Annotated in this window: 26 protein-coding genes and 1 riboswitch; of the genes, 8 read left to right on the top strand and 18 right to left on the bottom strand. The window is 60.0% G+C overall.

From position 1 onward, the window contains the following. Window positions 1-113 precede the first annotated feature (113 nt). The 3 genes from G7090_RS06860 to G7090_RS06850 are packed head-to-tail and all read left to right on the top strand — an operon-like array spanning window position 114 to window position 3,075. Window positions 114-875 (top strand): endonuclease/exonuclease/phosphatase family protein, encoded by a 762-nt coding sequence (locus tag G7090_RS06860; RefSeq protein WP_166181909.1) that lies wholly within the window; start codon window positions 114-116, stop codon window positions 873-875. Further along, a complete protein-coding gene (clsB, locus tag G7090_RS06855) occupies window positions 872-2,113 on the top strand; it encodes a cardiolipin synthase ClsB (RefSeq protein WP_166181908.1) in 1,242 nt (413 codons plus the stop codon). The genes G7090_RS06860 and clsB overlap by 4 nt, the downstream gene beginning before the upstream one ends. Further along, entirely contained in the window at window positions 2,113-3,075 is a 963-nt protein-coding gene (locus tag G7090_RS06850; RefSeq protein WP_106992427.1) for a YbhN family protein, read from the top strand. Before clsB ends, G7090_RS06850 begins: the two co-directional genes overlap by 1 nt. Window positions 3,076-3,119: 44 nt before the next feature. Here G7090_RS06850 and G7090_RS06845 read toward each other — a convergent pair whose 3' ends face one another. The 6 genes from G7090_RS06845 to moaA form a co-directional block, all read right to left on the bottom strand. Then, a complete protein-coding gene (locus G7090_RS06845) occupies window positions 3,120-3,824 on the bottom strand; it encodes a Bax inhibitor-1/YccA family protein (RefSeq protein ID WP_106992421.1) in 705 nt (234 codons plus the stop codon). Between the two features lie 58 nt (window positions 3,825-3,882). Continuing rightward, complete coding sequence (moaE, locus tag G7090_RS06840; protein ID WP_106992420.1) at window positions 3,883-4,335, bottom strand: molybdopterin synthase catalytic subunit MoaE; 453 nt, start codon at window positions 4,333-4,335, stop codon at window positions 3,883-3,885. Between the two features lies 1 nt (window position 4,336). Further along, the gene (moaD, locus tag G7090_RS06835; protein WP_106992419.1) at window positions 4,337-4,582 is read right to left on the bottom strand and encodes a molybdopterin synthase sulfur carrier subunit; all 246 of its coding nucleotides are present in this window, start codon (window positions 4,580-4,582) and stop codon (window positions 4,337-4,339) included. Next, window positions 4,575-5,060, bottom strand: a complete 486-nt coding sequence (gene moaC, locus G7090_RS06830) for a cyclic pyranopterin monophosphate synthase MoaC (RefSeq protein WP_166181907.1) — start codon at window positions 5,058-5,060, stop codon at window positions 4,575-4,577. Before moaC ends, moaD begins: the two co-directional genes overlap by 8 nt. 3 nt (window positions 5,061-5,063) lie before the next feature. Next, the gene (gene moaB / locus G7090_RS06825; RefSeq protein WP_106992418.1) at window positions 5,064-5,576 is read right to left on the bottom strand and encodes a molybdenum cofactor biosynthesis protein B; all 513 of its coding nucleotides are present in this window, start codon (window positions 5,574-5,576) and stop codon (window positions 5,064-5,066) included. A gap of 19 nt (window positions 5,577-5,595) precedes the next feature. Continuing rightward, window positions 5,596-6,585 (bottom strand): GTP 3',8-cyclase MoaA, encoded by a 990-nt coding sequence (gene moaA, locus G7090_RS06820; protein ID WP_166181906.1) that lies wholly within the window; start codon window positions 6,583-6,585, stop codon window positions 5,596-5,598. Beyond that, window positions 6,573-6,707: riboswitch (molybdenum cofactor riboswitch) on the bottom strand. (Overlaps the previous gene by 13 nt.) A 225-nt stretch (window positions 6,708-6,932) precedes the next feature. On the opposite strand from moaA, the gene yvcK reads away from it, so the two are divergent. Beyond that, on the top strand, window positions 6,933-7,841 hold the full coding sequence (gene yvcK / locus G7090_RS06815) for a uridine diphosphate-N-acetylglucosamine-binding protein YvcK (protein WP_106992416.1): 909 nt from the start codon (window positions 6,933-6,935) through the stop codon (window positions 7,839-7,841). Window positions 7,842-7,937: 96 nt separating this feature from the next. Here yvcK and uvrB read toward each other — a convergent pair whose 3' ends face one another. Next, the gene (gene uvrB / locus G7090_RS06810) at window positions 7,938-9,953 is read right to left on the bottom strand and encodes an excinuclease ABC subunit UvrB (RefSeq protein WP_106992415.1); all 2,016 of its coding nucleotides are present in this window, start codon (window positions 9,951-9,953) and stop codon (window positions 7,938-7,940) included. Between the two features lie 745 nt (window positions 9,954-10,698). Here uvrB and G7090_RS06805 point away from each other — a divergent pair. Beyond that, on the top strand, window positions 10,699-11,397 hold the full coding sequence (locus tag G7090_RS06805) for an ABC transporter ATP-binding protein (protein ID WP_166181905.1): 699 nt from the start codon (window positions 10,699-10,701) through the stop codon (window positions 11,395-11,397). Here the strand turns inward: G7090_RS06805 and bioD are convergent. Genes bioD through bioB form a run of 4 tightly spaced genes read right to left on the bottom strand, consistent with a single transcriptional unit; the run spans window position 11,336 to window position 14,987 of the window. Then, window positions 11,336-12,061, bottom strand: coding sequence for a dethiobiotin synthase (gene bioD / locus G7090_RS06800; protein WP_207630101.1), 726 nt, complete (start codon window positions 12,059-12,061; stop codon window positions 11,336-11,338). The genes G7090_RS06805 and bioD overlap by 62 nt on opposite strands. Continuing rightward, window positions 12,054-12,809, bottom strand: a complete 756-nt coding sequence (bioC, locus tag G7090_RS06795) for a malonyl-ACP O-methyltransferase BioC (protein ID WP_166181903.1) — start codon at window positions 12,807-12,809, stop codon at window positions 12,054-12,056. The genes bioD and bioC overlap by 8 nt, the downstream gene beginning before the upstream one ends. Continuing rightward, entirely contained in the window at window positions 12,793-13,950 is a 1,158-nt protein-coding gene (gene bioF / locus G7090_RS06790) for an 8-amino-7-oxononanoate synthase (protein ID WP_166181902.1), read from the bottom strand. The genes bioC and bioF overlap by 17 nt, the downstream gene beginning before the upstream one ends. Beyond that, window positions 13,947-14,987 carry a biotin synthase BioB gene (bioB, locus tag G7090_RS06785; RefSeq protein ID WP_166181901.1) on the bottom strand — a complete coding sequence of 347 codons (1,041 nt, stop codon included), beginning with the start codon at window positions 14,985-14,987 and terminating at the stop codon, window positions 13,947-13,949. The genes bioF and bioB overlap by 4 nt, the downstream gene beginning before the upstream one ends. Window positions 14,988-15,056: 69 nt before the next feature. Here bioB and bioA point away from each other — a divergent pair, with 69 nt between their 5' ends. Both bioA and G7090_RS06775 read left to right on the top strand, forming a co-directional pair. Beyond that, a complete protein-coding gene (bioA, locus tag G7090_RS06780; RefSeq protein WP_166181900.1) occupies window positions 15,057-16,364 on the top strand; it encodes an adenosylmethionine--8-amino-7-oxononanoate transaminase in 1,308 nt (435 codons plus the stop codon). Window positions 16,365-16,408: 44 nt separating this feature from the next. Further along, window positions 16,409-16,885 (top strand): kinase inhibitor, encoded by a 477-nt coding sequence (locus G7090_RS06775; protein ID WP_166181899.1) that lies wholly within the window; start codon window positions 16,409-16,411, stop codon window positions 16,883-16,885. Window positions 16,886-16,982: 97 nt separating this feature from the next. Here the strand turns inward: G7090_RS06775 and hutH are convergent, their stop codons facing one another. The 5 genes from hutH to hutI all read right to left on the bottom strand — a co-directional run bounded on the left by hutH (window position 16,983) and on the right by hutI (window position 23,251). Next, entirely contained in the window at window positions 16,983-18,503 is a 1,521-nt protein-coding gene (gene hutH / locus G7090_RS06770) for a histidine ammonia-lyase (protein WP_166181898.1), read from the bottom strand. Next, window positions 18,503-20,188, bottom strand: coding sequence for a urocanate hydratase (gene hutU / locus G7090_RS06765; protein ID WP_166181897.1), 1,686 nt, complete (start codon window positions 20,186-20,188; stop codon window positions 18,503-18,505). The genes hutH and hutU overlap by 1 nt, the downstream gene beginning before the upstream one ends. Window positions 20,189-20,313: 125 nt before the next feature. Further along, a complete protein-coding gene (locus G7090_RS06760) occupies window positions 20,314-21,048 on the bottom strand; it encodes a histidine utilization repressor (protein ID WP_106992405.1) in 735 nt (244 codons plus the stop codon). Window positions 21,049-21,092: 44 nt separating this feature from the next. Beyond that, window positions 21,093-22,031: a formimidoylglutamase gene (gene hutG / locus G7090_RS06755; RefSeq protein WP_166181896.1), complete on the bottom strand. Its 939-nt coding sequence runs from the start codon at window positions 22,029-22,031 to the stop codon at window positions 21,093-21,095. After that, complete coding sequence (gene hutI, locus G7090_RS06750) at window positions 22,028-23,251, bottom strand: imidazolonepropionase (RefSeq protein WP_166185129.1); 1,224 nt, start codon at window positions 23,249-23,251, stop codon at window positions 22,028-22,030. The genes hutG and hutI overlap by 4 nt, the downstream gene beginning before the upstream one ends. 224 nt (window positions 23,252-23,475) lie before the next feature. Between hutI and G7090_RS06745 the strand changes: the two genes are divergently transcribed. Continuing rightward, on the top strand, window positions 23,476-24,759 hold the full coding sequence (locus G7090_RS06745; protein WP_166181895.1) for a putative acyl-CoA thioester hydrolase: 1,284 nt from the start codon (window positions 23,476-23,478) through the stop codon (window positions 24,757-24,759). A 52-nt stretch (window positions 24,760-24,811) separates the two neighbouring features. On the opposite strand, the gene tisB is transcribed toward G7090_RS06745, so the two are convergent. Together tisB and pgl are read right to left on the bottom strand one after the other, a co-directional pair. Next, on the bottom strand, window positions 24,812-24,901 hold the full coding sequence (tisB, locus tag G7090_RS06740; RefSeq protein WP_142488739.1) for a type I toxin-antitoxin system toxin TisB: 90 nt from the start codon (window positions 24,899-24,901) through the stop codon (window positions 24,812-24,814). Between the two features lie 432 nt (window positions 24,902-25,333). Further along, the gene (pgl, locus tag G7090_RS06735; protein ID WP_106992401.1) at window positions 25,334-26,329 is read right to left on the bottom strand and encodes a 6-phosphogluconolactonase; all 996 of its coding nucleotides are present in this window, start codon (window positions 26,327-26,329) and stop codon (window positions 25,334-25,336) included. Between the last annotated feature and the right edge of the window lie 75 nt (window positions 26,330-26,404).

The following is a 26,404-nucleotide window of genomic DNA, read 5'->3' as shown; positions in this document are numbered from 1 at the left end:
TTACTCTGCTTGTTCAGACTATCGCACTTTACGGAAAATTCCGTAACACAGCACCTTTTTGTGACGACGACTACACTTTATTTTCATCAGGATAGTGACGCGGGAAGGAGTGTATGGCCCAACAAACCCGGCATTTTTCGCTTAAAGTGTTAACGATCAACATTCATAAAGGATTCGCGGCTTTTAACCGCCGTTTCATTTTGCCCGAACTGCGCGACGCCGTACGTACCGTCAGCGCGGATATTGTCTGCCTGCAGGAGGTGATGGGCGCGCATGAAGTGCATCCGCTGCATGTGGAAAACTGGCCCGACACCAGCCACTACGAATTTCTCGCTGACACCATGTGGAGCGATTACGCCTACGGGCGCAATGCCGTCTACCCTGAAGGGCATCACGGCAATGCGATTCTCTCTCGCTATCCCATCGAACATTACGAAAATCACGATGTGTCGGTTGGCGAGAGCGAAAAACGTGGGCTGCTCTACTGCCGGGTAGCCGTGCCGGAGCTGGACATCCCCCTGCATGTGGCCTCGGTGCACCTGGGCCTGCGGGAAGCACATCGCCAGGCGCAGCTGCAGATGATGGCCGACTGGGTCAACGCTCTGCCCGAGGGGGACCCGGTGGTGGTGGCTGGCGACTTTAACGACTGGCGTCAGCGCGCCAGCCATCCGCTGAAAGCGGAAGCTGGACTGGAGGAGGTGTTTACCCTTGCTCACGGCAAGCCGGCCCGTACCTTCCCGGTCAGGTTGCCGCTGCTGCGTCTCGATCGTATCTATGTCAAAAATGCCCATGCCAGCAGCCCGACCGCGCTGGCACTGAGTAACTGGCGTCACCTTTCCGACCATGCGCCGTTAAGTGCGGAGATTCATCTATGAAATGTTCATGGCAAAGCGGCAACCGAATAAAGCTGCTGGAAAATGGCGATCACTATTATCCGGCGGTATTTGCCGCCATTGAGAAAGCCGAGAGCCGGGTGTTCCTTGAGACGTTCATCTGGTTCGATGACAACGTGGGCCGCAAGCTGCATGCCGTCCTGCTGCGCGCCGCCCAGCGTGGTGTGCATATCGAAGTGCTGCTCGACGGCTACGGCTCCCCCGATCTCGACGACGATTTCGTCGGGGAGCTCACCGCGGCAGGAGTGGTGTTCCGTTACTACGATCCGCGCCCTCCTCTGCTAGGCATGCGTACCAACGTGTTCCGGCGTATGCACCGTAAAATTGTGGTGGTGGATGAGCAGGTAGCGTTTGTCGGCGGGATTAACTACTCCGCTGAACATATGTCGGACTACGGTCCTGAGGCAAAACAGGATTATGCCGTCCAGGTCGAAGGCCCGGTGGTGCAGGATATTTTGCAGTTTGTGGTGGAGAACCTGCCCGGCAAAGCCGCGGTGCGTCGCTGGTGGAAGCGGCGTCATCGCCCCGAAGAGAATGTTAAACCCGGTGAGGCGCAGGCGCTGTTTGTCTGGCGCGATAACGAAGAGCACCGGGACGACATTGAGCGGCACTATCTCAAGATGCTGACCAACGCCCGGCGGGAAGTGATTATCGCCAACGCCTACTTCTTCCCCGGCTATCGCCTGTTGCACGCCATGCGTAACGCGGCGCGACGCGGAGTACGGGTCAGACTGATTGTGCAGGGCGAGCCGGATATGCCGATTGTCACGGTGGGCGCACGCCTGCTGTACAACTATCTGGTGAAAGGTGGGGTAGAGATTTACGAATATCGCCGCCGTCCCCTGCATGGCAAGGTGGCGCTGATGGACGATCACTGGGTGACCGTCGGCTCCAGCAACCTCGATCCCCTCAGCCTGTCGCTGAACCTGGAGGCCAACCTGATTATTCACGATCGCGAGTTTAACCAGACCTTGCGCGACAATCTCACCGCCATCATTGCCGAAGATTGTGTGCGAGTGGATGAGACGATGGTGCCGAAACGCACCTGGTGGAATCTGGGTAAAAGCGTGGTGGTGTTCCACTTCCTGCGCCACTTCCCGGCGCTGGTGGGTTGGTTGCCGGCCCATACGCCGAAGCTGGCGCAGGTGCCGCCGCCGGTACAGCCCGAAATGGAGACCCAGGACCGGGTCGAAGCAGGTCATACGGGAGTGAAACCCTGATGAGCAAAAAACATTCGCGCTGGCGTCTGGCTAAAAAGATCCTTACCTGGGTATTTTTTATCGCCGTTGCAGTGCTGCTGGTGGTTTACGCGAAAAAGGTCGACTGGACTGAAGTCTGGAAGGTTATTCGTGACTATGACCGGGTGTCGCTGCTGAGTGCGATTGCGCTGGTGGTGCTGAGCTATCTGCTGTATGGCTGCTACGACCTGCTCGGGCGGCGCTACTGCGGGCATAAGCTGGCCAAACGCCAGGTGATGCTGGTGTCGTTTATCTGCTATGCCTTTAACCTGACCCTGAGCACCTGGGTGGGTGGCATTGGGATGCGCTACCGGCTTTACTCCCGCCTGGGGCTGCCCAGCAGCACCATCACCCGCATCTTCTCCCTGAGCATCACCACTAACTGGCTGGGCTATATCCTGTTGGGCGGGGTGATCTTTACCGCCGGGGTGGTGCAACTGCCTGACCACTGGTACATCGACCAGACGACGCTGCGTATTCTTGGGGTAGTGTTGCTGCTGGTGATTGCGGTCTATTTGTGGGCCTGTGCATTTGCGAAGCGGCGCCATGTGACCATCAAAAAGCAAAAGCTGGTGCTCCCCTCATGGCGCTTTGCGTTAGCGCAGATGGGTATCTCAGCCGGTAACTGGATGGCAATGGGGGCGATTATCTGGCTGCTGTTGGGCGAAGATATTAACTACTTCTTCGTGCTGGGGGTGCTGCTGGTGAGCAGTATCGCCGGGGTGATTGTGCATATTCCTGCCGGGATCGGCGTGCTGGAAGCGGTATTTATCGCCCTGCTGGCAGGGGAACATGTCTCTCACGGCGCCATTATCGCCGCCCTGCTGGCCTATCGCATGCTCTATTACTTCCTGCCGCTGGGGCTGGCAACAGTCTGTTATCTGGTGCTGGAGAGCCGGGCGAAGAAGCTGCGGGCCAAAAACGAGCAGCAGATGGCAAAGTGAAGGAGGAAAATGCCCGGCAAGCAACGCGCCGCCGGGCAAAACACTTACCGGCGGTTGCCGAAGATGCGCAGCAGCATCAGGAACAGGTTGATAAAGTCCAGATAGAGCGTCAGCGCCCCGAGAATCGAGTATTTGCGCAGGTTAGAGCTGTCACGGACGTCGATCTGCTCCCCAATATTTTTCAGCTTCTGCGTGTCGTAGGCCGTCAGGCCGACAAACACAATCACCCCGATATAGGTCACCGCCCACATCAGCGCTTCGCTCTTCAGCCAGAAGTTAACCAGCGAGGCCAGCACGATACCAATCAACGCCATAAACAGCATGTTGCCCATGCCGCTCAGGTCGCGTTTGGTGGTGTAGCCGTAAAGGCTCATCGCGCCAAACATCCCGCCTGCCACCACGAAGGTGCTGGCGATCGAGGAGTAGGTGTAGACGATGAAGATGCTGGAAAGCGTCAGACCGGTGAGCGCCGAGTAGAGCATAAACAGCGTGGTGGCCATCCCGGCACTGAGCTTATGCACCAGCCCGGACAGGACAAACACCAGCGCCAGCTGGGCGATAATCAGACCAAAGAAGGTAATTTTGCTGGAGAAGACAAACATCATCACGGCAGGCGTGTTTGCGGAAAACCAGGCGACAAACGCGGTGAGCAGCAATCCGCAGGTCATCCAGCCATAGACCTGCGCCATATAAGTTTGCAGGCCGCTACGGGTCTGCACGATAGAATCGGAACGGGGAAATCTGTCCATAACGCACTCCTTTTTAAGTGGACACACTGTTATAGCCTAACACATCCCCGCAATCCGGCTACCAGCGGCTGGCAGCGTCCTTGTCGCTGTCGCGTGATTCCACCCAGCGATCCCCTTCCGGTGTGGCTTCGCGCTTCCAGAACGGAGCGCGGGTTTTCAGATAATCCATAATAAACTCGCCTGCGGCAAAGGCGCTGCCACGATGGGCGCTGGTGACGCCCACGAAGACGATCTCTTCTCCGGGCCACATCTCACCGATGCGGTGGATCACCGTTACCCGACCGAGCGGCCAGCGCTCCCGCGCCTGATCGACGATCTCCGTTAGCGCCTTTTCGGTCATCCCCGGATAGTGCTCCAGGGTCAGCGCCTTCACGCTGTCGCCCAGATTATGGTTACGCACTTTGCCGGTGAAGGTAACCACCGCCCCGTCTTCGTCACGCTCCGCCAGCCAGCTGTATTCGGTGCCGACGTTGAAACGCGCCTGATCGACGACGATTTTGGTCTCTGTCATCTCAGCCCCCGGTGACCGGTGGGAAGAAGGCCACTTCATCGCCCGACGTAACCGGATGGTTGAACTCCACCAGGGTCTGGTTCACCGCCGCCAGCAGTTTGCCGGCGTCCAGCGCCAGCGCCCAGCGGTCGCTCTGCGCCGCCAGATGCGCCCGCAGCGCTTCCACGGTGTCGAACTCCCTCTCCAGCGTCAGGCTGTCGGTATTCACCAGCTCACGCACCTGCGCAAAAAACAGTACCTTAATCATTCTCTTCCGCCCTGAAATCACCTGATTTACCGCCGCTTTTCGCCAGCAGGCGAACCGGGCCGATGACCATGTCTTTCTGTACCGCTTTGCACATGTCGTAGATGGTTAACGCCGCCACCGATGCGGCGGTTAAAGCTTCCATCTCCACCCCGGTCTTGCCTGTCAGGCGGCAGAGTGATTCGATGCGCACCCGGTTATGCTCCGGCTCGGCCCGCAGGTTAACCTCGACTTTGCTGAGCATCAGCGGATGGCACAGCGGAATAAGCTCCCAGGTGCGTTTCGCCGCCTGGATCCCGGCGATCCGCGCCGTGGCGAAGACGTCCCCTTTGTGGTGACTGCCGTCAATGATCATTGCCAGGGTTTCGGGGAGCATGGTGACGAACGCTTCCGCGCGGGCTTCACGCACGGTTTCGGCCTTGGCGGAAACATCCACCATATGGGCTTCGCCCGCAGCATTAATGTGGGTCAGTTGCGACATAGCTTACTTCTTCAGATGAGGATGGAAATTACACGGACGCGTACGGGCATCCAGCTGCGGGGCAATGACGTTTTCCCACGCGGTGCGGCAGGCTTTGGTGGAGCCCGGCATGGCAAAGATCACCGTGTTGTTGGCGATACCGGCAACGGCGCGCGACTGCAGCGTGGAGGTGCCGATCTCTTCAAACGACAGCATGCGGAACATCTCCCCGAAGCCTTCGATCTCGCGATCGAACAGCGGCAGCAGCGCTTCCGGAGCCTGATCGCCCGCGGTAAAGCCAGTCCCGCCGGTGATTAAGACGACCTGCACGTTGTCGCTGGCTACCCAGCGCGACACTTCCGCGCGAATGGCGTAGCGGTTCTCTTTGACGATGACCTTGTCGACAATCTGGTGCCCCGCCTCGTGGGCCGCATCGCGCAGCCAGTGGCCGGAGGTGTCATCCTCTTCACCGCGACGTTCGGACACGGTAAGGATAGCAATACGCGTCGGGATAAATTCAGCGCTTACCTGACTCATCTTCTGATTCCTTTTGCGATTACCCGCCGATATAGGACAGGTTCTGGGTGATCCCGGTGTTGCCTTGATGCAGGAAGTGGGTCTGTTTTTTGTGCATCAGCGCCTCAGAAATGCGCGCTTCCAGCGCCTGCTGCTGGGCGTCATCGGCCAGCAGATCGCGCAGGTCCACGCCACCGTCGCCAAACAGGCACAGGTGCAGCTTGCCCACCGACGAGACGCGCAGGCGGTTACAGCTGGCACAGAAGTCTTTTTCATACGGCATGATAAGGCCGATCTCCCCTTCGTAGTCGGGGTGACAAAAGACCTGCGCCGGGCCGTCGCTGCGCTGGCGCAGCTGATGGATCCAGCCGCGTTTGAGCAGTTCATCGCGCAGCACCATGCCGGAGATGTGGTGGCGGGAGAAGAGATCGCTGCCCTCGCCGGTTTCCATCAGCTCGATAAAGCGCAGTTGAATGCGGCGGGGTTTGATCCAGGCCAGGAAGGTCTCCAGCTGATGATGATTCACATCGCGCATCAGCACGGTGTTGACCTTCACCTTATCGAAGCCCGCCGTAAAGGCCGCATCGATGCCCTCCATCACCTGGTGGAATTTATCCTGGCCGGTGATGGCGTGAAACTGGCGGGCATCGAGGCTGTCGACGCTGACGTTGATGGCCGTCAGCCCCGCGTCGCGCCATTCGGCGACATCGCGTGCCAGACGATAACCATTGGTGGTCACCGCAATCTGACGGATGCTGTCGTTTTCGCGTACCGCGGCGATGATGTCGGTGAAGTCACGGCGCAGCGAGGGTTCGCCGCCGGTCAGACGGACCTTCTCCGTGCCCATGGCGGCGAACGCACGCGTCACGCGGCGGACTTCGTCCACGGAGAGAAAGCCGTTATTAGTGATGCCGCCGGGTTTGTAGCCGTCCGGCAGGCAGTAGGTGCAACGGAAATTGCACACATCGGTAATAGACAAACGCAGGTAAAAAAACTTACGCGCGAATGCATCGGTAAGTTGTGAAGCCATGTACACCTTTCCTGATACGGGAGGCACAGTCATTTCTTTCTGTACCCTGGTGGCGAAACCGCCACGGCCAGAGCACCATATCTGTCGACACAGGCGCAAAGGCTAGAGTGTATGTTTTCGATTTCGAAAACGTGGTTATGCCGATAGTAGCTCGTTAAAAGCAGTTTCGCTATTATCGTCTTTCGTTATATAAACTTGTATATATCGTCATGATCGTGCCATTTCGTCCCAGAATACGTCATTATCATATTATTGTATTGATATATGTCATTTAGCCCCGGGCGAAGCATCGTCATTTAGGGGTAGTTGAGTTACTGTTAAGGTGTTCGTCTTACTAAGGAATTTCTATGCGCAATCGCACTTTTGCGGATCTCGACCGCGTTGTCGCTCTCGGCGGAGGCCACGGACTGGGCCGGGTGATGTCCTCGCTGTCATCCCTCGGTTCACGGCTAACCGGGATCGTGACGACCACCGACAACGGCGGTTCAACCGGGCGAATTCGTCGTGCCGAAGGGGGGATCGCCTGGGGGGATATGCGCAACTGCTTAAACCAGCTCATCGCCGAACCCAGCGTCGCTTCGGCGATGTTTGAGTACCGTTTTGGCGGTAATGGCGAACTTTCGGGGCATAACCTCGGAAACCTGATGTTAAAGGCGCTGGATCACCTTAGCGTGCGGCCTCTGGAGGCGATCAATTTAATCCGCAACCTGCTCAAAGTGGATGCGTTTTTGATCCCAATGTCCGAACTTCCGGTGGATTTGATGGCCATCGACAGTAACGACCATGAAGTGTATGGCGAAGTGAATATCGACCAGCTGGCGCTGCCGCCGAAAGAGCTGATGCTCTACCCCACCGTTCCGGCGACCCGTGAAGCAGTCGAGGCCATTGGTGAAGCGGATTTAATTCTGGTCGGCCCCGGCAGTTTTTACACCAGCCTGATGCCGCTGCTGCTGATTAATGAGCTGGCCCAGGCGCTGCGCCGGACACCGGCGCCCGTGGTCTACATCGGCAATCTGGGTCGCGAGCTCAGCCCCGCCGCCGCCGGGCTTTCGCTGTCCGCTAAGCTGGCGCTGATGGAGCAGTATGTCGGGAAAAAGATTATCGATGCGGTGGTGGTCGGGCCTGGGACTGATGTATCAGGCATGGAAGGCCGGGTGGTAGTGCAGGAGCCGCTCGAAGCGAGCGACATTAAGTACCGCCATGACCGGCATTTACTCCGCGTGGCGCTGGAGAAGGCGGTGCAGGGGTTGGGTTAGGATAGCGCAGCCTGATGCCCTCATCCCGGCCTTCTCCCACAGGGAGAAGGTGCAAACCCTAAAAATGGCAGCCGAAGGCTGCCATTTTGCTTTTACCTAGGATGCCGCAATAAACAGATCCCTTAGCTGATGCAGCTGGTCGCGGATCTGCGCAGCCTCTTCGAACTCCAGGTTCTGCGCATGCTGCATCATCTGCCCTTCCAGCTCGTGAATTTTCTGCTGCAGCGCTTTCGGCGTCAGAGCAACGGTATCGGCCTCCACCGGTGAACGTGACTTGCCGCGGCCCTTCGCTTTGGTTTTGGCGATGTTCTGGCCGAGCGCAAGGATATCCACCACCTTCTTGTTCAGCCCCTGCGGCGTGATGCCGTGCTCTTCGTTGTACTGCTGCTGCTTCTCGCGACGGCGTTCGGTTTCACCGATCGCTTTCGCCATCGACGGGGTGATCTTGTCGCCGTAGAGAATCGCTTTGCCGTTAACGTTACGCGCCGCACGACCGATGGTCTGGATCAGCGAGCGCTCGGAGCGCAGGAAGCCCTCTTTATCGGCGTCCAGAATCGCCACCAGCGACACCTCCGGCATATCCAGCCCTTCACGCAGCAGGTTGATCCCCACCAGCACGTCGAACTCGCCAAGACGCAGGTCGCGGATGATCTCCATACGCTCCACAGTGTCGATATCCGAGTGCAGATAGCGCACCTTCTCGCCGTGCTCTTCGAGGTATTCGGTGAGATCTTCCGCCATGCGTTTGGTCAGGGTGGTGACCAGCACGCGCTCGTTGATGGATGCCCGGGCGCGGATCTCCGACAGCAGATCGTCCACCTGGGTGCCAACCGGACGCACTTCGATAATCGGATCCAGCAGGCCGGTGGGACGCACCACCTGATCCACCACTTCGTCGCCCGATTTCTCCAGCTCGTAGTTACCCGGCGTCGCGGAAACGTAGATGGTCTGCGGCGCCAGCGCCTCAAACTCTTCAAACTTCATCGGACGGTTATCCAGCGCTGACGGCAGGCGGAAGCCATACTCCACCAGAGTCTCTTTACGCGCCCGGTCGCCGCGGTACATCCCGCCAATTTGCGGAATGGTGACGTGGGATTCGTCCACCACCAGCAGGCCATCCGCCGGCAGGTAGTCAAACAGGGTTGGCGGCGCCTCGCCCGGCCCACGGCCAGAGAGATAGCGCGAGTAGTTTTCGATCCCGGAGCAGTAGCCCAGCTCGTTCATCATCTCGAGATCGAACTGGGTACGCTGGCTGATGCGCTGCTCTTCCAGCAGCTTGTTATTATCCAGCAGCGTTTTGCGGCGATCCGCCAGCTCAACCTTGATGTCTTCCATCGCCTGCACGATGCGCTCGCGCGGGGTGACGTAGTGGGTTTTCGGGTAGACGGTGAAGCGCGGAATAATCGACTCCACGTGGCCGGTCAGCGGGTCAAACAGCGACAGCCGCTCCACCTCTTCATCGAACAGCTCCACACGCAGCGCGAAGTCGTCTGACTCCGCCGGGAAGATGTCGATAACCTCGCCGCGAACGCGGAAGGTACCGCGCTGGAACGCCTGATCGTTACGGGTGTACTGCAGCTCGGCCAGACGGCGCAGGATGGCGCGCTGATCGATAATCATCCCCTGGGTGAGGTGCAGCATCATCTTCAGGTAGAGATCGGGGTCGCCGAGGCCGTAAATGGCGGACACCGAAGCCACCACCACCACGTCACGACGCTCAAGCAGGGCTTTGGTCGCGGAAAGACGCATCTGCTCGATATGCTCGTTCACCGAGGCATCTTTTTCGATAAACGTATCTGAGCTCGGGACGTAGGCTTCCGGCTGATAGTAGTCATAGTACGAGACGAAGTACTCCACCGCGTTATCGGGGAAGAACTCTTTCATCTCGCCGTAGAGCTGCGCGGCCAGGGTTTTATTAGGCGCCAGCACCATCGTCGGCCGTTGCAGATCGGCGATCACGTTGGCGACGGTAAAGGTTTTACCCGAACCCGTCACCCCCAGCAGCGTCTGGTGTGCAAGCCCATCCTCCAGCCCCTCTTTCAGACGGCGAATCGCTTCAGGCTGATCGCCGGAAGGACGGAAAGCGGAATTCAGTTTGAACGGTTTACTCATGAACGGCGACCTGATGATGGTTAATACGGCAGGTGTGTAATTTTACTCCTCATGGCTATTTTTGCCAGTAATTTATACTGGATATAAACCCAGTAGCATCCGCGCCATTTTGTGCCACCACCAGCAGGAATCAAGCGAAGCTGCGTAAAATTTCGGCTGTAACGGGATAAAATTCCAACAGGGGTCGGTTATCCCCAGAATTTTTTGTTTTTTAACATTTGTCAAGGCGAGCCGCCGGACAGTAGCCCATCAAATTGACACTTTGATGACAATGATTGCTTTTATTTAAGGCGTTGATCTGCATTAAAGTTTTCAAAAAGACGCGTTTCGCAGCAATTCAGGCGCAGGCCGCGTATTCTCTCGCTTACCCTGTGTTTTCTAACTCTAATGCACATGGTTATCCACAGGAATAGTGGATAACTGCCTCCAGCCCATACGGAACGTGACTCGGCCCGTTCCCGGTTTTTACCCACAGCGGGGCGGTAAAAAATTTTTATCACCCAATTATGGCGATCTTATGACAAAAAACAGCGAAAGAATTGGTGAGGCACTGCTCACATTTTAACCAAAATAGCACCTGCACCAGCAACCTCATTCAGGGCCCCGACGCGGTGCAGGGTTCGGGCCTCGTCGTGCTGATTTTTGAGCCAATTCTTAAAAAAGGAGCTTTAATCGCCGTTTCCCGGGCAGTGGCAAGAGTCTTGCAGAGTATCAAGGTCGCCGTTACCTGAAAAGGAGCATTACCATGTTAAGCCTGCGCGCCGTAAATCAGTATTACGGGGATCGCCACACCCTGTGGAACGTTGACCTCGATCTCCCTCCTGGCGTCTGCACCGGCGTCGTCGGGCTACCCGGGATGGGGAAAACCACCCTCGTGAGCTGTATTGCCGGCCTGCTGCCTATCGCCAGCGGTACCATGGTCTGGCACGAGGCTCCCGGTGCAGTAAACCAGGCCGGGACGGAAATTAGCGTTGTGCCGCAGGACAGGCGGATCTTTTCGCAACTGACGGTCGAGGAGAATCTGCATATCGCACAGATGGCGAAAGGCATCGCGGGCGGGTCGCTGAGCCGCGATGTTTTTGAGTTTTTCCCGGAGCTATACCCGCTGCGCCAGCTACGGGCCTCCGGCCTGAACGACGACCAGCAGTATCAGCTGGCGCTGGCGAATGCACTGGTGACCCGCCCTCGCCTGCTGATCCTCGACGAGCCCAGCCGCGGCACCGGGCAGTTGTTTACCGTCAAGCTGGCGCAGCTGCTGCTGAGATTCAACCGGGAGCTCGGGCTATCGGTACTGCTGGCCGAGCAGCACCTCTCCCTGATCCGGCGAGTGGCGGATCGCTTTTGCCTGCTTTACCGGGGGCGAAACGTGGCTCAGGGCCGGGTCAGCGAGCTGGATGACCCGATGATTGCCCACTGGATGGGGCCGACGGCGTCAGCGCAGTAAGGTCGAGGTATTGCCCGACGGCTGAGGTGTCGGCCTGCGCGCCCAGCCAGGGGATCTCCCCCAGCAGCGGCGCGGAGAGCACGCGTCTGAGCGTCGCCATGTATTCGGCATGGCGTTTGCCGGGCACCACCACTCCGTTTGCTACCCAGCCGGCAAAATGCAGCCCCGCCTGGCGGATCGCCTGCGCGGTCAGCATCGCGTGGTTGATACACCCCAACTTCACCCCCACCACCAGGATCACCGGCAGGCGCTCGGCCATCACCCAGTCGGCGAAGGTCTGCTCCTGGGACAGCGGCGTGAACCAGCCGCCCGCCCCTTCCACCAGCACCCAGTCAGCCTGGGTCTCCAGCGCCCGCAATCCTGCCGAGAGGGTGGCAAACTCAATGGGCCGCTGCTCGTCAGCGCTGACGATATGCGGCGACGTCGGCTCGGCGAAGGTATAGGGGTTCACCGCCGGGTAGCTCAGCGCCAGGCTGCTGTTGCGCTGTAATGCCAGAGCATCGCTGTTGCGCAGCCCCTGCGCAGTCATCTCGCTGCCGGAGGCCACCGGTTTGTAGCCAGCGGTGTTGCGGCCCAGCGCTCGTGCGGCCTGTAACAGGGCGGTGCTGGCGACGGTTTTACCGACTTCAGTGTCGGTACCGGTGACAAAATAACGTTCAGTCACGTTCGATAATTCCATGAAAAAGTTGATAAGAGAGCGGGAATTTTCCCGCCTGCTGAGGCCAGGCCTGCGCCAGCTGCTGCAGCTGGCCGCGGGTTAACGGCTTATCGGCCCGCCCGGCGTGCAGATGGGTGGCGCCGATCCCCTTCAGGGAGTGCATGGCGCTGAGCGCATCGTCAAACAGCAGGGTGACGGTCTGAACCGCACAGCGGTATTGCCAGCCGGAGAGGGCATCGTTCACCTGCTCCCCGGTCAGAAAGCGGTTGGCGTGCGGCTGGGTGTCCACCGCCTGCCAGGCCTGATTGAGCTCCGGCAGCGAGCCGTTGAGCAGCGTGGTGAAAGCCACCTTGCCCCCCGGCTGCGTCACTCGCCAGAGCTCGGTCAGCGCCCGGGGCAGGCTGGCGCACCACTGCACCGCCAGATGGCTCCAGACCAGGCTGAACTGCGCATCGGCCAGCGGAATAGCTTCGATATCGGCCTGCAGATAGCTATCGGCGGCCTGGTTGCGGCGCGCCTCCTCCAGCATCGGGGCGCAGAGATCCATCGCCGTCACAACGCTCCCGGTCTGGCGCCATGCCAGGCTGTTGCTCCCCGGGCCGCAGCCAGCATCCAGCACGCTGGCGAACCGGGTCTCTGCCAGCAGGGCCCGCAGCCCGTCGGCACTTTGCCGCTGGAGTGCATCGTGGCGGGAATAACTCTGCGCCGCCCGGCCGAAGGCGGCGGCAATCGCCTGTTTATTCACCTGCGACATGCAGCGCCTCCACTAACGCGGTGATATCTTCCGGTTGATGGGCCGCCGTCAGGGTCAGGCGCAGGCGCGCCGTGCCCGCTGGGACGGTGGGGGGACGAATGGCGGTTACCCAGATCCCCTGATCTCTGAGCCTCTGCGCCAGGTGCAGGGCGCGTGCGTTTTCGCCGACGATCAGCGGCTGAATGGCGCTCTGCGAGGCGGTGATCTGCACCGGCAGATCGCGCACGCCCGCGCGGAACTGGTCGATCAAAGCCGCCAGCCGCTGGCGACGCGCGTCGCCCTCGTCGCTGCGAATAACGTTAAACGCCGCCAGCAGCGCCACCGCCTGGGCAGGCGGCATGCTGGTGCTGTAGATCAGATGGCGGGCGAACTGCAGCAGGTAGTCGGCAACGGCATCGCTGCACAGCACTGCCGCCCCGCTGACCCCGACGCCTTTGCCAAAGGTCACCACCAGCAGTTCTGGCTTCACGCCCTGGCTGGCGGCGCTTCCGCGCCCCTCTGGCCCGGTGACGCCGATGCCGTGGGCGTCGTCCACCAGCAGCCAGCTGCCCCGGAGCTGGGCCGCCGCATGAATCACACCCAGCGGGGCGCTGTCGCCGTCCATGCTGAAGATCCCCTCGGTCACCACCAGCTGTTGCCCGTCGCAGGGTTTATCCAGCAGCGAGTCCAGCTGGGCGACATCGTTATGGGCAAAGCGCCTGAGTTGGGCCGGGCTTTGGCTGGCGGCTTCCAGCAGCGAGGCGTGGCTTAAGCGGTCGGCGACAATGCGATCGTCCTTGCCGGTCAAGGCGGCAATCAGCGCATGATTGGCGGCAAAGCCGGAGATAAACAGCAGCGCGCGCGGATAGCCGAGCCACCCGGCAAGGTGCTCCTCCAGGGCCTGATGCGCGTGGGTGTAGCCGCTGACGTGGCCGGAGCCGCCGCTGCCCACCCCGTACTGCTCCGCACCCTGCTGCCAGGCGCGGATAATCTCAGGGTGATGGCTCAGACCGAGATAGTCATTGCCGGAGAAGTTGCAGTACCGCCGTTGCTCACGGATGAGAAAGCGCCCGGCGCCGTTCTCCACCGGGGTGCGCACGCGCAGGGCGTCTGCCGCCCGGCGTGCGTCGAGGGCGGCATCGATGCGTTGTTGCCAGGTCATACCGTCGCCGCGTTATAGAACTGGTCGGTATCGGCGTTGAAAAGCTGCTGTTCGAGCTGGTGCTGCTGCTCGTTATCGCCGGTCAGCACCGCGGTCTGCTGTGGATTCAGCCCCAGCTTGCGGAACAGCTGCACGTCCTTGTCCTCTTCCGGGTTCGGCGTGGTGAGCAGCTTGCAGCCGTAGAAGATGGAGTTAGCCCCGGCCATAAAGCACATCGCCTGGGTCTGCTCGTTCATCTGCTCGCGGCCCGCCGAGAGGCGTACGAACGAGGTTGGCATCATCACCCGCGCCACCGCAATGGTGCGGATAAAATCAAAGGCGTCGACGTCGTCGTTGTCCGCCAGCGGGGTGCCCTTGACCTTCACCAGCATGTTGATCGGCACGCTCTCCGGCGGGGTCGGCAGGTTCGCCAGCTGCAGCAGCAGACCGGCGCGATCGGTCACCGTTTCGCCTAAGCCGACAATCCCGCCCGAGCAGACCTTAATCCCCGCATCGCGCACTTTGTCCAGCGTGTCCAGGCGCTCCTGATAGGTACGGGTGGTGATGATGTTGCCGTAGAACTCCGGGGAGGTGTCGAGGTTGTGGTTGTAGTAATCCAGCCCCGCCGAAGCCAGGCGCTGGGCCTGGGTATCGTCCAGCGTGCCGAGGGTCATACAGGCTTCGAGGCCCATCGCCTTCACGCCCTGCACCATCTGCTCGAGATACGGCATGTCGCGCTCGTGCGGGTTTTTCCAGGCCGCCCCCATGCAGAAGCGGGTCGAACCGGCGTTTTTCGCCTGACGGGCCGACTCCAGCACCTGCTCCACTTCCATCAGGCGTTCGGACTCGAGACCGGTTTTGTAGCGCGCGCTTTGCGGGCAGTATTTGCAATCTTCCGGGCAGGCCCCGGTCTTGATCGACAGCAGGGTGCTGACCTGAACCTGCTGCGGGTCGAAGTGCTGACGGTGGATCTGCTGCGCTTCAAACAGCAGTTCAAGCAGGGGTTTTTCAAATAATGCAGTGACTTGCGACAATGTCCAGCGAGCCTGGTGAGCCATGGGGCGTCTCCAAAGGGGTTTAGTTCAGGATGGGTTCGGTTTATACTCGTAAACCTAAATGTTTTCAAAATGGTTTACAAGTCGATTATGACAACGGACGATCTCGCCTTCGATCGGCAACACATCTGGCATCCCTACACCTCCATGACCCAGCCCCTGCCGGTCTATCCAGTAGCGGAAGCGCACGGCTGCGAGCTGACTTTGGCCAGCGGCGAACAGCTGGTGGACGGTATGTCCTCCTGGTGGGCGGCCATTCATGGCTATAACCACCCCCGACTCAACGCGGCGATGAAAGCCCAGATTGACCGCATGTCGCACGTGATGTTCGGCGGGATTACCCATCAACCGGCAGTGGATCTCTGCCGTCGGCTGGTGGCGATGACCCCAGAGACGCTGGAGTGCGTCTTCCTGGCCGATTCCGGCTCGGTGGCGGTGGAAGTGGCGATGAAAATGGCCCTGCAGTACTGGCACGCGAAGGGCGAAAGCCGTCAGCGGTTTATCACCTTCCGCAACGGCTACCACGGCGATACCTTTGGCGCGATGTCGGTGTGCGATCCCGACAACTCGATGCACAGCCTGTGGAAAGGCTATCTGCCGGAAAACCTCTTCGCCCCGGCGCCGCAGAGCCGCTTTGACGGCGCGTGGGATGAGATGGACATGGTCGGCTTTGCCCGCCTGATGGCCGCCCACCGTCATGAGATTGCGGCGGTGATCCTCGAGCCCATCGTGCAGGGCGCGGGCGGGATGCGCATGTACCATCCCGAGTGGCTGAAGCGCATTCGCAGGATGTGTGACCGCGAGGGGATTCTGCTGATTGCCGATGAAATTGCCACCGGCTTCGGGCGTACCGGCAAGCTGTTTGCCTGCGAGCACGCGGGCATCACCCCGGACATTCTCTGTCTCGGCAAAGCCCTGACCGGCGGTACCATGACGATGTCGGCTACCCTCACTACCCGTCAGGTGGCGGAGACCATCAGCAACGGTGAAGCAGGCTGCTTTATGCATGGCCCGACCTTTATGGGCAACCCGCTGGCCTGCGCGGTCGCCAGCGAGAGCCTGGCGTTGCTGGAGAGCGGCGAGTGGCAGGATCAGGTGGCCGCCATCGAAGCCCAGTTGCAGGAGGAGCTGGCCGCGGCGCGGGATTCTGAGTTTGTCGCCGACGTGCGGGTGCTGGGGGCTATCGGCGTTGTCGAAACCACTCATCCGGTGAACATGGCGGCGCTGCAACGCTTCTTCGTGGCGCGCGGCGTCTGGGTGCGGCCGTTCGGCAAGTTAATCTATCTGATGCCGCCGTATGTGATTCGCCCGGACCAGCTCAGCAAGCTGACCCGGGCGGTGGTGGATGCCGTTCAGGCGCCTGCGCACTTTACGCGTTAGTTTATAGGTTACACTTCTGGCAGAGCTCATTACGGAGAAACAGGATGAAACTTATCAGTCAGGATCTGCGCGACGGCGATAAACTCCCGCTGCGCCATGTGTTTAACGGTATGGGTTACGAGGGGGATAACATCTCCCCGCATCTGGCGTGGGACGAGGTGCCGTCGGGCACCAAAAGCTTTGTTGTGACCTGCTACGACCCGGATGCCCCTACCGGCTCCGGCTGGTGGCACTGGATTGTCGCCAATATCCCCGCCGATACCCGCGTGCTGCCGCAGGGTTCCGGCTCCTCGCTGGTGGCGCTGCCGGAGGGTGCCGTTGAAACCCGCACCGACTTTGGTAAAGCGGGATACGGCGGCGCGGCCCCGCCGAAAGGCGAAACCCATCGCTATATCTTCACGGTGCATGCGCTGAATGTGGAGAGAATTGAGGTGGATGAAGAGGCGAGCGGCGCGATGGTGGGCTTTAACGTCCATTTCCACACCCTGGGCAGCGCGTCGATTACGGCGATGTATTCATAAAAAAAGCCGGGAGGCGGCTGCGCCTTACCCGGCCTACAAATCGCGTGATAACCCAGATGTTGTAGGCCCGGTAAGCGCAGCGCCACCGGGCGTGTTTTTACAGGAAGGCCGGTAACAACCCGACCAGACTGCCTTTATTCAGCAGCCCTATCGCTGCATCAATATCCGGGGCAAAGAAGCGGTCGTCATCATAATGCACCACCTGCTCCCGCAGGATATGCCGCGCCTGCTCCAGCAGCGGGCTCGACGTCAGACCATCGCGCAGATCCGCCCCCTGACAGGCCGCCAGCCACTCAACCGCCAGCACCCCACGGGTGTTCCCCGCCATCTCCCATAAGCGGCGCCCCGCCGCCGGGGCCATGGAGACATGATCTTCCTGATTCGCTGAGGTCGGCAGGCTGTCCACGCTGTGCGGGTGCGACAGAGCCTTGTTCTCGCTTGCCAGCGCGGCGGCGGTGACCTGGGCAATCATAAACCCGGAGTTAACCCCGCCATTGCGCACCAGGAACGGCGGCAGCTGCGACATGTGTTTATCCATCATCAGGGCGATACGGCGCTCCGACAGCGCGCCGATCTCGGCGATAGCCAGGGCCAGATTATCCGCCGCCATCGCCACCGGTTCGGCGTGGAAGTTGCCCCCGGAGACCACTTCGTTTTCCGCGGCGAATACCAGCGGGTTATCGGAAACAGCGTTGGATTCCACCAGCAGCACCTCCGCCACCTGGCGCATCTGGGTCAGGCAGGCACCCATCACCTGGGGCTGACAGCGCAGGGAGTACGGGTCCTGCACCTTGTCGCAGTTGTGATGCGACTCGGCAATGGCGCTGGTGTCGGTCAGGACGTGGCGGAACAGCGCCGCAGCGTCAATCTGTCCGCGCTGGCCACGCACCTCATGAATGCGCGCATCGAACGGACGACGGGAGCCGAGCACCGCTTCGGTGGTCAGCGCCCCGCAGACCACCGCCGAGGCAAACAGATCTTCGGCTTCAAACAGGCCGCGCAACGCAAAGGCGGTGGAGGCCTGGGTGCCGTTCAGCAGTGCCAGCCCCTCTTTCGCCGCCAGCGTCACCGGAGCCAGACCCGCTTTTTGCAGAGCGGTGGCTGCCGGTAACCACTCGCCACGATAGCGGGCTTTGCCCTCCCCGAGCAGGGTCAGGGACATGTGCGCCAGCGGGGCCAGGTCTCCGGAAGCACCGACCGAGCCTTTGGCAGGGATCCACGGGTACACTCCGGCATTGACCATAGCAATCAGGGCCTGAATCACGCTCAGGCGGATGCCGGAGAAACCGCGCGCCAGGCTGTTAATCTTCAGCACCATCATCAGGCGCACAATGTCGTCGTCCAGCGGCTCTCCAACGCCAGCCGCGTGGGACAGCACCAGCGAACGTTGCAGATTTTCCAGGTCATGGGTGGCGATGCGCGTTTGCGCCAGCAGGCCAAAACCGGTGTTGATCCCGTAGGCGGTGCGCCCTTCGGCAACAATGGCTTCAACGCAGGCGACGCTGTCGTTAATGGCCTTATGGGCCGACTCGTCGAGCGTCAGCTGGAGGGGCTGTTGCCAGACCTGGCGCAGCTGGGCCAGCGTCAGGGTACCGGGGGTCAGGGTTAAGGCGTTCATCAGTGCTTTCCTTGTGTCGCAGCGATCATCGGCAGGTTCAGGCCCTGCTCTTTCGCGCAGTCGATGGCAATGTCATACCCGGCATCCGCATGGCGCATTACGCCTGTCGCCGGATCGTTGTGCAGGACGCGGGCAATACGGGCCGCAGCTTCATCGGTGCCGTCGCAGACGATCACCATCCCGGCATGCTGGGAGAAGCCCATCCCGACCCCGCCGCCGTGGTGCAGCGAGACCCAGGTCGCGCCGCTGGCGGTGTTGAGCAGCGCGTTCAGCAGCGGCCAGTCGGAGACCGCGTCGGAGCCGTCCTGCATCGCTTCGGTTTCGCGGTTCGGGCTGGCAACCGAGCCGGAGTCGAGATGGTCGCGACCGATGACGATTGGCGCGGAGACTTCACCCCTGCGGACCATTTCGTTAAAGGCCAGGCCCAGCTTCTGGCGCCACTCCAGCCCGACCCAACAGATACGCGCCGGCAGCCCCTGGAAGCTAATGCGCTCCCGGGCCATATCCAGCCAGTGATGCAGATGCTCATCATCGGCGACAATCTCTTTCACTTTGGCGTCGGTTTTGTAGATATCTTCCGGATCACCGGAGAGCGCCACCCAGCGGAACGGGCCGATCCCACGGCAGAACAGCGGACGGATATAGGCGGGAACAAAGCCCGGGAAGTCAAAGGCGTTGGTGACGCCCATCTCTTTCGCCATCTGGCGGATGTTGTTGCCGTAATCGAAGGTCGGGACCCCCTGCTGGCTGAAGGCCAGCATCGCGTTGACGTGCTCGGCCATCGAACGCTTCGCCGCCAGCACGGTACCTTCCGGATCCTGCTGCGCTTTCTGCTGGTACGCTTCCCAGCTCCAGCCTTTGGGCAGGTAGCCGTGGAGCGGATCGTGGGCGCTGGTCTGGTCGGTGACCAGGTCCGGACGCACGCCGCGGGCCACCATTTCCGGCAGGATATCGGCTGCGTTGCCGCACAGGGCAATCGAGACCGCTTTGCCCTGCTGGGTGTATTTGTTAATGCGCGCCAGGGCGTCGTCCAGCGAATCGGCCTGCTCATCGACGTAACGGGTACGCAGACGGAAATCGATGCGGCTCTGCTGGCACTCAATGTTCAGGGAGCAGGCCCCCGCCAGGGTGGCCGCCAGCGGCTGTGCGCCGCCCATGCCGCCTAAGCCCGCGGTCAGGACCCAACGCCCTTTCAGGGAGCCGTTATAGTGCTGGCGACCGGCCTCGACAAAGGTCTCGTAAGTGCCCTGAACGATGCCCTGGCTGCCGATGTAGATCCAGCTCCCGGCGGTCATCTGGCCATACATCGCCAGCCCCTTCGCATCCAGCTCGTTAAAGTGTTCCCAGGTGGCCCAGTGCGGCACCAGGTTGGAGTTGGCAATCAGCACCCGCGGGGCGTTTTCGTGAGTTTTGAACACGCCGACCGGTTTGCCGGACTGCACCAGCAGGGTTTCGTCGTTTTCCAGTTCGGTGAGGGATTTGACAATGGCGTCATAGCAGGCCCAGTTGCGTGCCGCGCGGCCAATCCCGCCATACACCACCAGCTCATTCGGGTTTTCCGCCACGTCCGGATCGAGGTTGTTCATCAACATGCGCAGCGGGGCTTCGGTGAGCCAGCTTTTGGCCGTTAACGTGGTGCCACGGGGGGCGCGGATCTCTTGCTGGCGATACTTTCCTGACGACATTGTGTGCTCCTCATTGGGGACAGAATATACAGTAAGATATACTTGTATAGACAAGTGCACACAAGGCTGGTTTTAACAATTTCGATACATTTTTGTTATATTGCGTCAGCAATCACGCTTTTGGCTTATGACATGAAATGACCCTGCAGCCGGTAGCGGTTACCCGGGAACAGCAGTCTGGCGTGGGACACGATGTGCGAGGCTGACCAGGTACGGCGGTGGATCAGCAGGCAGGGGTCCTGCTCTTTTATGCGCAGCAGCTCGCACTCCTGCGGGGTAGCGCGCACCGCCTCAACGATATGCTCCCCTTCCGTCAGCGGCGCGACCAGCGACAGATAAGCGTGGGGCGTGGTGGCGGTGTAGTCCTGAAGCAGGTAATCCGGCACCAGCGCGGCATTAACGCAGCGATCCTCGATCTGCACCGGGGTGTCGTTTTCATAATGCAGCATCAGGGAGTGGAAGATGCGTGTTCCCTCTTTGACGTTCAACGCCGTCGCCTGTGCCGCGCTGGCCTGGGTCTCTTCGAGGAACTGCACCTCACAACGGTGCTGATGGTTGCGGGAGGCAATCTCGTCGGCAATGCTGCGAATTTCAAACAGCGCCGACTGCCCTTTTGGCTCGGCCACGAAGGTGCCCACCCCCTGCAGACGCACCAGCAGCCCCTCATCGGTCAGCTCCCGCAGCGCGCGGTTGATGGTCATCCGGCTAAAGCCGAACTGTGCCACCAGCTCTGCCTCGGACGGAATGCGATCGTGCGGACGCCAGACGCCGGTGGCGATCTGATGGCTAATCGCCTGTTTGACCTTTTCATAGAAAGGGGCTGGCGTGTTGGCCTGCTGCTGCGGGGCGCGAGAGAACATAGCAATTCCTTAAGCCGTGATAAAAAGTCGAGTATATACAGGCTTTACGCCCACCAGTGAGCTATTTGCCAGGCCAGTCGGGCGGCGAGCTTCGCTCCCTGGCCGTCGCGGTCAAAACCGGGGTTCAATTCCACCAGATCCGCCGCCTGCAGTTTGCCGCTGCGACAGATTCGCTCGATGACCGGGAGCAGATCCCGGGCCGGAACCCCCAGTGCGGCAGGTGCCGACACGGCGGGCATCTCCCCGGCAGGCATCACGTCGAGGTCGATGGTGAGATAGACCCGATCGGCATGACTGAGGATGCTTTCCAGCACCGGCAGCGCCTGCTGCTGGAAGTCGAGATCTTCCACCAGGGTGACCTGAAGACGGGCCGCTTCATCCCACAGCGCCTGGGTATTGGCCGCCCGGCTGACGCCGAGGCAGGCATAGTGAAACTCACGCTGCTGTTCGGCGCAGTACAGCGCCAGCTGGCGGAACGGGGTTCCGGAGGTCGCCTGGCTGGCGTGACGCAGATCGAGATGCGCATCGAGGTTGATAATCACCACCCGCTCGTTGGGAAACGCATCCAGCACGCCGCGTCCGTGGGCCCAGGCGGTCTCATGTCCACCGCCGAAGACCAGGGTGCGCATCCCGGACTGCTGGCAGGCGGTGACCGTCTCGCTCAGCGCCTGCTGGGCGGGCTCGAGCGACTCCCCTTCCACGTGAATGTTACCCATGTCGATCAGCCGCGCGTGGCCCTGATGGCTGGCCATGTTCGCCAGCGCACGGCGTAACAGGTCCGGAGCCTGCGCCGCACCGGTCCGGCCCTGGTTGCGTCTGACCCCTTCGTCGCAGGCAAAGCCGATCAGGGCGATACCCTCCCCGGACGGATGTGGCGAATCGCTAAGTTGCACGGTCTGGAACAGGCGCAGCGCGTTGCTGGCCTCGCGGGTGTCGTCGCGCCCCTGCCAGATATCAGGTGCTACCGGCTGCCACAGGCTCATTGGACTTTTCCTCTGAATACGCGCTGATAAAGCGGATTACGCCCCGGCTCATAAACCATCTCCACCGGGCTTTTGGCATCCCAGATTGCCAGATCGGCGACAAACCCGGCCTTCAGCTGGCCGTGCGTGGCACCGCGACCCAGCGCCTGGGCGGCGTAGCGGGTCACCCCTGCCCACGCCTCTTCGGGGGTTAAACCAAACTGGACGCAGGCCATGTTCATCGCCAGATGCAGGCTGGCAAAGGGGCTGGTGCCGGGGTTGTAGTCGGTAGCGACCGCCATCGGCACCCCGTGCTGGCGCAACAGGGTGACCGGCGGGCGCTGGCGCTCCTGCAGGAAATAGAATGCGCCGGGCAGCAGCACCGCCACGGTGCCGCTCTGCGCCATCGCGCATACTCCGGCTTCATCGAGATATTCAATGTGATCGGCAGACCATCCGTGATAGCGGCTTACCAGCGCGGTGCCGCCGAGGTTCGAGAGCTGCTCGACATGGCCTTTAATCGGGATCCCCCGGGCCTGTGCCGCCTGGAATACCCGCTCGCTCTGTTCAGGGGTAAAACCGACGTTCTCGCAGAAGACATCCACGGCGTCGAAAAGGCCTTTCTCCCACAGCTGCGGGAGGGTGTGCTGGCACACGTGGGCGATGTACGCATCCGGATCCTGACGATACTCTTTCGGCACGGCGTGGGCGGCCAGCAGCGTCGGGCTGATCTCAATGGGGTTAGTCTGAGCCAGACGCTGGGCCACGCGCAGCATCTTCTCTTCCGTTTCGTCGTTGAGGCCGTAACCCGATTTGATTTCGATAGTGGTGACCCCTTCGCGCATCAGCCGCTGTAAACGCTGCTGCGCCAGCTGCTCAAGCTGCACCGGCGTGCTCTCCCGGGTAGCAGTCACCGTGGCGTTAATCCCGCCGCCCTGGGCGCTGATGGTCTGATAGGAGACACCGTTCAGCCGCTGCTCCCACTCGGCGGCCCGGTCGCCACCAAAAACCAGGTGGGTGTGGCAGTCGATCAGGCCCGGCGTGACCAGCCGCCCCTGTAAATTGATGGCATTGGGGAGATCCTGAGGGAGGCCGGCGTCAGGCACGATCGCCAGGATGGTCTCACCGCGCACAATTAACGCCCGGTTCTCCAGCAGGCCATAAGGTGTGCCGTGGTCGGGATCCAGGGTCGCGAGGCGCAGGTTACGCCAGACTACGTCGTCGGGATGAAGTTGCAGCATCGGGCTTCCGCTTGTCATGAGTTGTATAGACATTTATTTTCATTCCCGTTGCCCTGTCAATCGCCTTTACCGAAATTGTTATTTATTTGTGACAACTTTCCCGCTAAGCGTGGGAATAAAAAGTAACTTTTCGCCTTTTAATCTTCCCGTTTCGCTCAACTTAGTATAAAAAAGCAGGCTATTTCAGTTATCCCCCTATTGATATGCTTTGCAGGAGCTTTCCCTTGAACATTTCCAGGATTTCTCGTCTGGCGCTGGCCCTCGCATTTGGCGTGACGTTGTCTGCGTGCAGCTCTACTCCGCCGGATCAACTGCCTTCAGAGCAGGCTGCACCTGGCACGGCTTCCCGCCCGATCCTTTCTGCCGAAGAAGCGAAAAACTTCCAGCAGGCTCGCTACTTCACGGCCATGGATCCTAACGCGACGCCGTGGAGTCCGTACGCTATTCGACTGCCAGCGCAGCCAAACTTTGTGGTTGGCCCGGCGGGAACCCAGGGTGTTACGCATACCACCATTCAGGCGGCGGTTGACGCAGCCATTGCTAAGCACAGCAGCTCCCGTCAGTACATCGCCATTTTACCAGGCGAATACGAAGGCACCGTGTATGTGCCTGCCGCACCGGGTAGCGTGACGCTGTACGGGACGGGCGATAAACCGATTGATGTGAAAATTGGTCTGGCGATCGACTCCGAAATCGATACCGCCACCTGGCGTCGTCTGGTTAACCCGGGCGGTAAATACATGCCGGGTAAACCGGCCTGGTACATGTTTGACCGTTGCCAGAGCAAGCACAGCGCCACCGTTGGCGTGATGTGTTCTGCGGTCTTCTGGTCGCAGAACAACGGCCTGCAGCTGCAGAACCTGACGATTGAAAACAATCTGGGTGACAGCGTTGATGCCGGTAACCACCAGGCGGTAGCCCTGCGCAGCGATGGCGATCAGGTGCAGATCGACAAGGTGAATATTCTGGGTCGTCAGAACACTTTCTTCGTCACTAACAGTGGCGTTGAGAACACCCTGAAAAACAACCGAATCACCCGTACGCTGGTCACCAACAGCTACATCGAAGGCGATGTGGATATTGTCTCCGGGCGCGGTGCCGTGGTGTTTGATAACACCGATTTCCGCGTGATGAACAGCCGTACTCAACAGGAAGGCTATGTCTTTGCGCCAGCCACCCTGTCGAACATGTTCTACGGCTTCCTGGCGGTGAACAGTCGCTTTACCGCGATGGGTGACGGTGTGGCACAGCTGGGCCGCTCGCTGGATGTGGATTCTGCCACTAATGGCCAGGTGGTGATCCGCGACAGCGTGATCAACGAAGGCTTCAACATGGCAAAACCATGGGGCAACGCGGCTGTCTCTCAGCGTCCGTACGCGGGTAATACCGGTGCGGTGGATGACAAAGGCAACGTGCAGCGTAACCTCAACGAAGCTAACTTCAACCGCATGTGGGAATACAACAACCGCGGTGTGGGCAGCAAAGTGATCGCAGAACCGAAGCAGTAAGATTTTAGCAAAAAGGGGGAGTGACTCCCCCTTGATGCTGCGGCTGGGCACGTCAGGCACCGGTCTTAAGATACGCATCCAGCAGTTGCAATACTGCAACCATGAGTTGCAGGAACAGAATTACCCATCCCATACTGCTCATACGCCACTCCTTTGGTCAGGAGCACTTCCACTGACTTACCTTTCCGCTGCCTGTCACCAGTGGGCGTTGGTGTTACCGATGTGCTCCACAGTTAAGGCACTGACGGCACCACCCGCCAGCCAGGACTTAAAAGAAACCTGATTTGCGGAACTGCTCACATCGAACCAACGGCAACATTGTAATCTCTGATAACTGTATATAAAAACAGTTTCACGCAGATTAAGAATTTGTTCAGGTCACCAAAAATATTATTATTTTTCAGTATCATAATCATTAACTCAGCGGTTCAACCCATTCTGTGGCCATAGGTTAATTTTACATAGTCTCAAGCCGGGATTACTATGTTGAGGTTGGTGTTTCCGATGTGCTCACCCGGCTACCACCGGGCATAAAAAAACCTCGCATGTGCGAGGTTTTTTTATTTCATCCGCCTTAGTAAGCGTTAACCACCACCCACATTGGCCCCTGGCCGACGGCATAACGTCCCTTCTCTTCCAGCAGCCCCTGCTCGCCCTGAATCTCATACAGTGCGATATGGTGCGATTTTTGACCCGCCGCAATCAGGAATTTACCGCTGTGATCGACATTAAAGCCGCGCGGCTGGGTCTCGGTCGGCTGGAAGCCTTCGATAGCCAGCACGCTGCCATCTTCAGAGATGCTGAAAATGGTGATCAGGCTGGAAGTACGGTCGCAGGTATAGAGATGGCGTCCGTCAGGGGTGATGTGGATATCCGCCCCCCAGCGCGTGTCGGTGAAGTCAGCTGGCATCATGTCCAGGGTCTGGACACACTCGATATTGCCGTGCGGATCGCGCAGCGCCCAGACGTCTACCGAGCAGTTCAGCTCATTCACCACGTAGGCAAATTTCTGGTTCGGGTGGAACGCCATATGACGCGGGCCAGCACCTTCAACGGTGGTGACTTCTGCCGGCGTTTGCGCCGCCAGTTTGCCGTCATCACCCAGCGTAAACAGGCAGATACGATCCTGTTTCAGCGCCGGTACCCACAGGGTGCGGTTATCCGGGGAGATGTTAGCTGAGTGACACCCTTCCAGGCCTTCAACCACCTCAACGGTCTCCGTCGGGATGCCGTCATCCAGGCGGGTCACGCTGACGCAACCAGCGTTGTAAGAGCCGCTGAAGATAAAGCGCCCCTGCAGATCGGTTGAGATATGGGTCGGGCTACCCGGCAGGGCCGCTTCGGCCGTGTACGTCAGGGCGCCATCGTCAGGAGAGATACGGTACGCGAGCACCCGGAATTCCGGACGCACACCCACATACAGGAAACGTTTATCCGGGCTGATCGCCATCGGCTGAACCTGGCCGGGAACATCGACGACCTGAACCAGGGTGAGTGTACCTTCGGGATTCAGACGCCAGACATGGATCTGCTGGCTTTCAGGACTGGCGGTATAAACGGTTTGTTTCATGAATGCTCCTTTCCTCACTGCGCGTAAAAGTAATGTACCAGGATAGTCTTTTTTAACGGTGAATGCTGAATTTTA

The organism is Leclercia sp. 29361 (genome assembly GCF_011290365.1).
Lineage (GTDB): Bacteria > Pseudomonadota > Gammaproteobacteria > Enterobacterales > Enterobacteriaceae > Enterobacter > Enterobacter tamurae.
This window is presented reverse-complemented; position numbering and strand designations above follow the sequence as displayed.

Excerpts from the sequence above, each read along its gene's own strand:
- pgl (WP_106992401.1), bottom strand. The coding sequence starts at position 26,329 with ATGAAACAAACCGTTTATACCGCCAGTCCTGAAAGCCAGCAGATCCAT.
- bioF (WP_166181902.1), bottom strand. The coding sequence starts at position 13,950 with ATGACCTGGCAACAACGCATCGATGCCGCCCTCGACGCACGCCGGGCG.
- uvrB (WP_106992415.1), bottom strand. The coding sequence starts at position 9,953 with ATGAGTAAACCGTTCAAACTGAATTCCGCTTTCCGTCCTTCCGGCGAT.
- G7090_RS06805 (WP_166181905.1), top strand. The coding sequence starts at position 10,699 with ATGTTAAGCCTGCGCGCCGTAAATCAGTATTACGGGGATCGCCACACC.
- bioC (WP_166181903.1), bottom strand. The coding sequence starts at position 12,809 with ATGTCGCAGGTGAATAAACAGGCGATTGCCGCCGCCTTCGGCCGGGCG.
- clsB (WP_166181908.1), top strand. The coding sequence starts at position 872 with ATGAAATGTTCATGGCAAAGCGGCAACCGAATAAAGCTGCTGGAAAAT.
- G7090_RS06850 (WP_106992427.1), top strand. The coding sequence starts at position 2,113 with ATGAGCAAAAAACATTCGCGCTGGCGTCTGGCTAAAAAGATCCTTACC.
- hutI (WP_166185129.1), bottom strand. The coding sequence starts at position 23,251 with ATGCTGCAACTTCATCCCGACGACGTAGTCTGGCGTAACCTGCGCCTC.
- moaB (WP_106992418.1), bottom strand. The coding sequence starts at position 5,576 with ATGAGTCAGGTAAGCGCTGAATTTATCCCGACGCGTATTGCTATCCTT.
- G7090_RS06775 (WP_166181899.1), top strand. The coding sequence starts at position 16,409 with ATGAAACTTATCAGTCAGGATCTGCGCGACGGCGATAAACTCCCGCTG.
- moaC (WP_166181907.1), bottom strand. The coding sequence starts at position 5,060 with ATGTCGCAACTGACCCACATTAATGCTGCGGGCGAAGCCCATATGGTG.
- G7090_RS06760 (WP_106992405.1), bottom strand. The coding sequence starts at position 21,048 with ATGTTCTCTCGCGCCCCGCAGCAGCAGGCCAACACGCCAGCCCCTTTC.
- G7090_RS06860 (WP_166181909.1), top strand. The coding sequence starts at position 114 with ATGGCCCAACAAACCCGGCATTTTTCGCTTAAAGTGTTAACGATCAAC.
- hutG (WP_166181896.1), bottom strand. The coding sequence starts at position 22,031 with ATGAGCCTGTGGCAGCCGGTAGCACCTGATATCTGGCAGGGGCGCGAC.
- G7090_RS06845 (WP_106992421.1), bottom strand. The coding sequence starts at position 3,824 with ATGGACAGATTTCCCCGTTCCGATTCTATCGTGCAGACCCGTAGCGGC.
- hutH (WP_166181898.1), bottom strand. The coding sequence starts at position 18,503 with ATGAACGCCTTAACCCTGACCCCCGGTACCCTGACGCTGGCCCAGCTG.
- tisB (WP_142488739.1), bottom strand. The coding sequence starts at position 24,901 with ATGAGCAGTATGGGATGGGTAATTCTGTTCCTGCAACTCATGGTTGCA.
- moaD (WP_106992419.1), bottom strand. The coding sequence starts at position 4,582 with ATGATTAAGGTACTGTTTTTTGCGCAGGTGCGTGAGCTGGTGAATACC.
- bioB (WP_166181901.1), bottom strand. The coding sequence starts at position 14,987 with ATGGCTCACCAGGCTCGCTGGACATTGTCGCAAGTCACTGCATTATTT.
- moaA (WP_166181906.1), bottom strand. The coding sequence starts at position 6,585 with ATGGCTTCACAACTTACCGATGCATTCGCGCGTAAGTTTTTTTACCTG.
- yvcK (WP_106992416.1), top strand. The coding sequence starts at position 6,933 with ATGCGCAATCGCACTTTTGCGGATCTCGACCGCGTTGTCGCTCTCGGC.
- bioA (WP_166181900.1), top strand. The coding sequence starts at position 15,057 with ATGGTTTACAAGTCGATTATGACAACGGACGATCTCGCCTTCGATCGG.
- moaE (WP_106992420.1), bottom strand. The coding sequence starts at position 4,335 with ATGACAGAGACCAAAATCGTCGTCGATCAGGCGCGTTTCAACGTCGGC.
- hutU (WP_166181897.1), bottom strand. The coding sequence starts at position 20,188 with ATGTCGTCAGGAAAGTATCGCCAGCAAGAGATCCGCGCCCCCCGTGGC.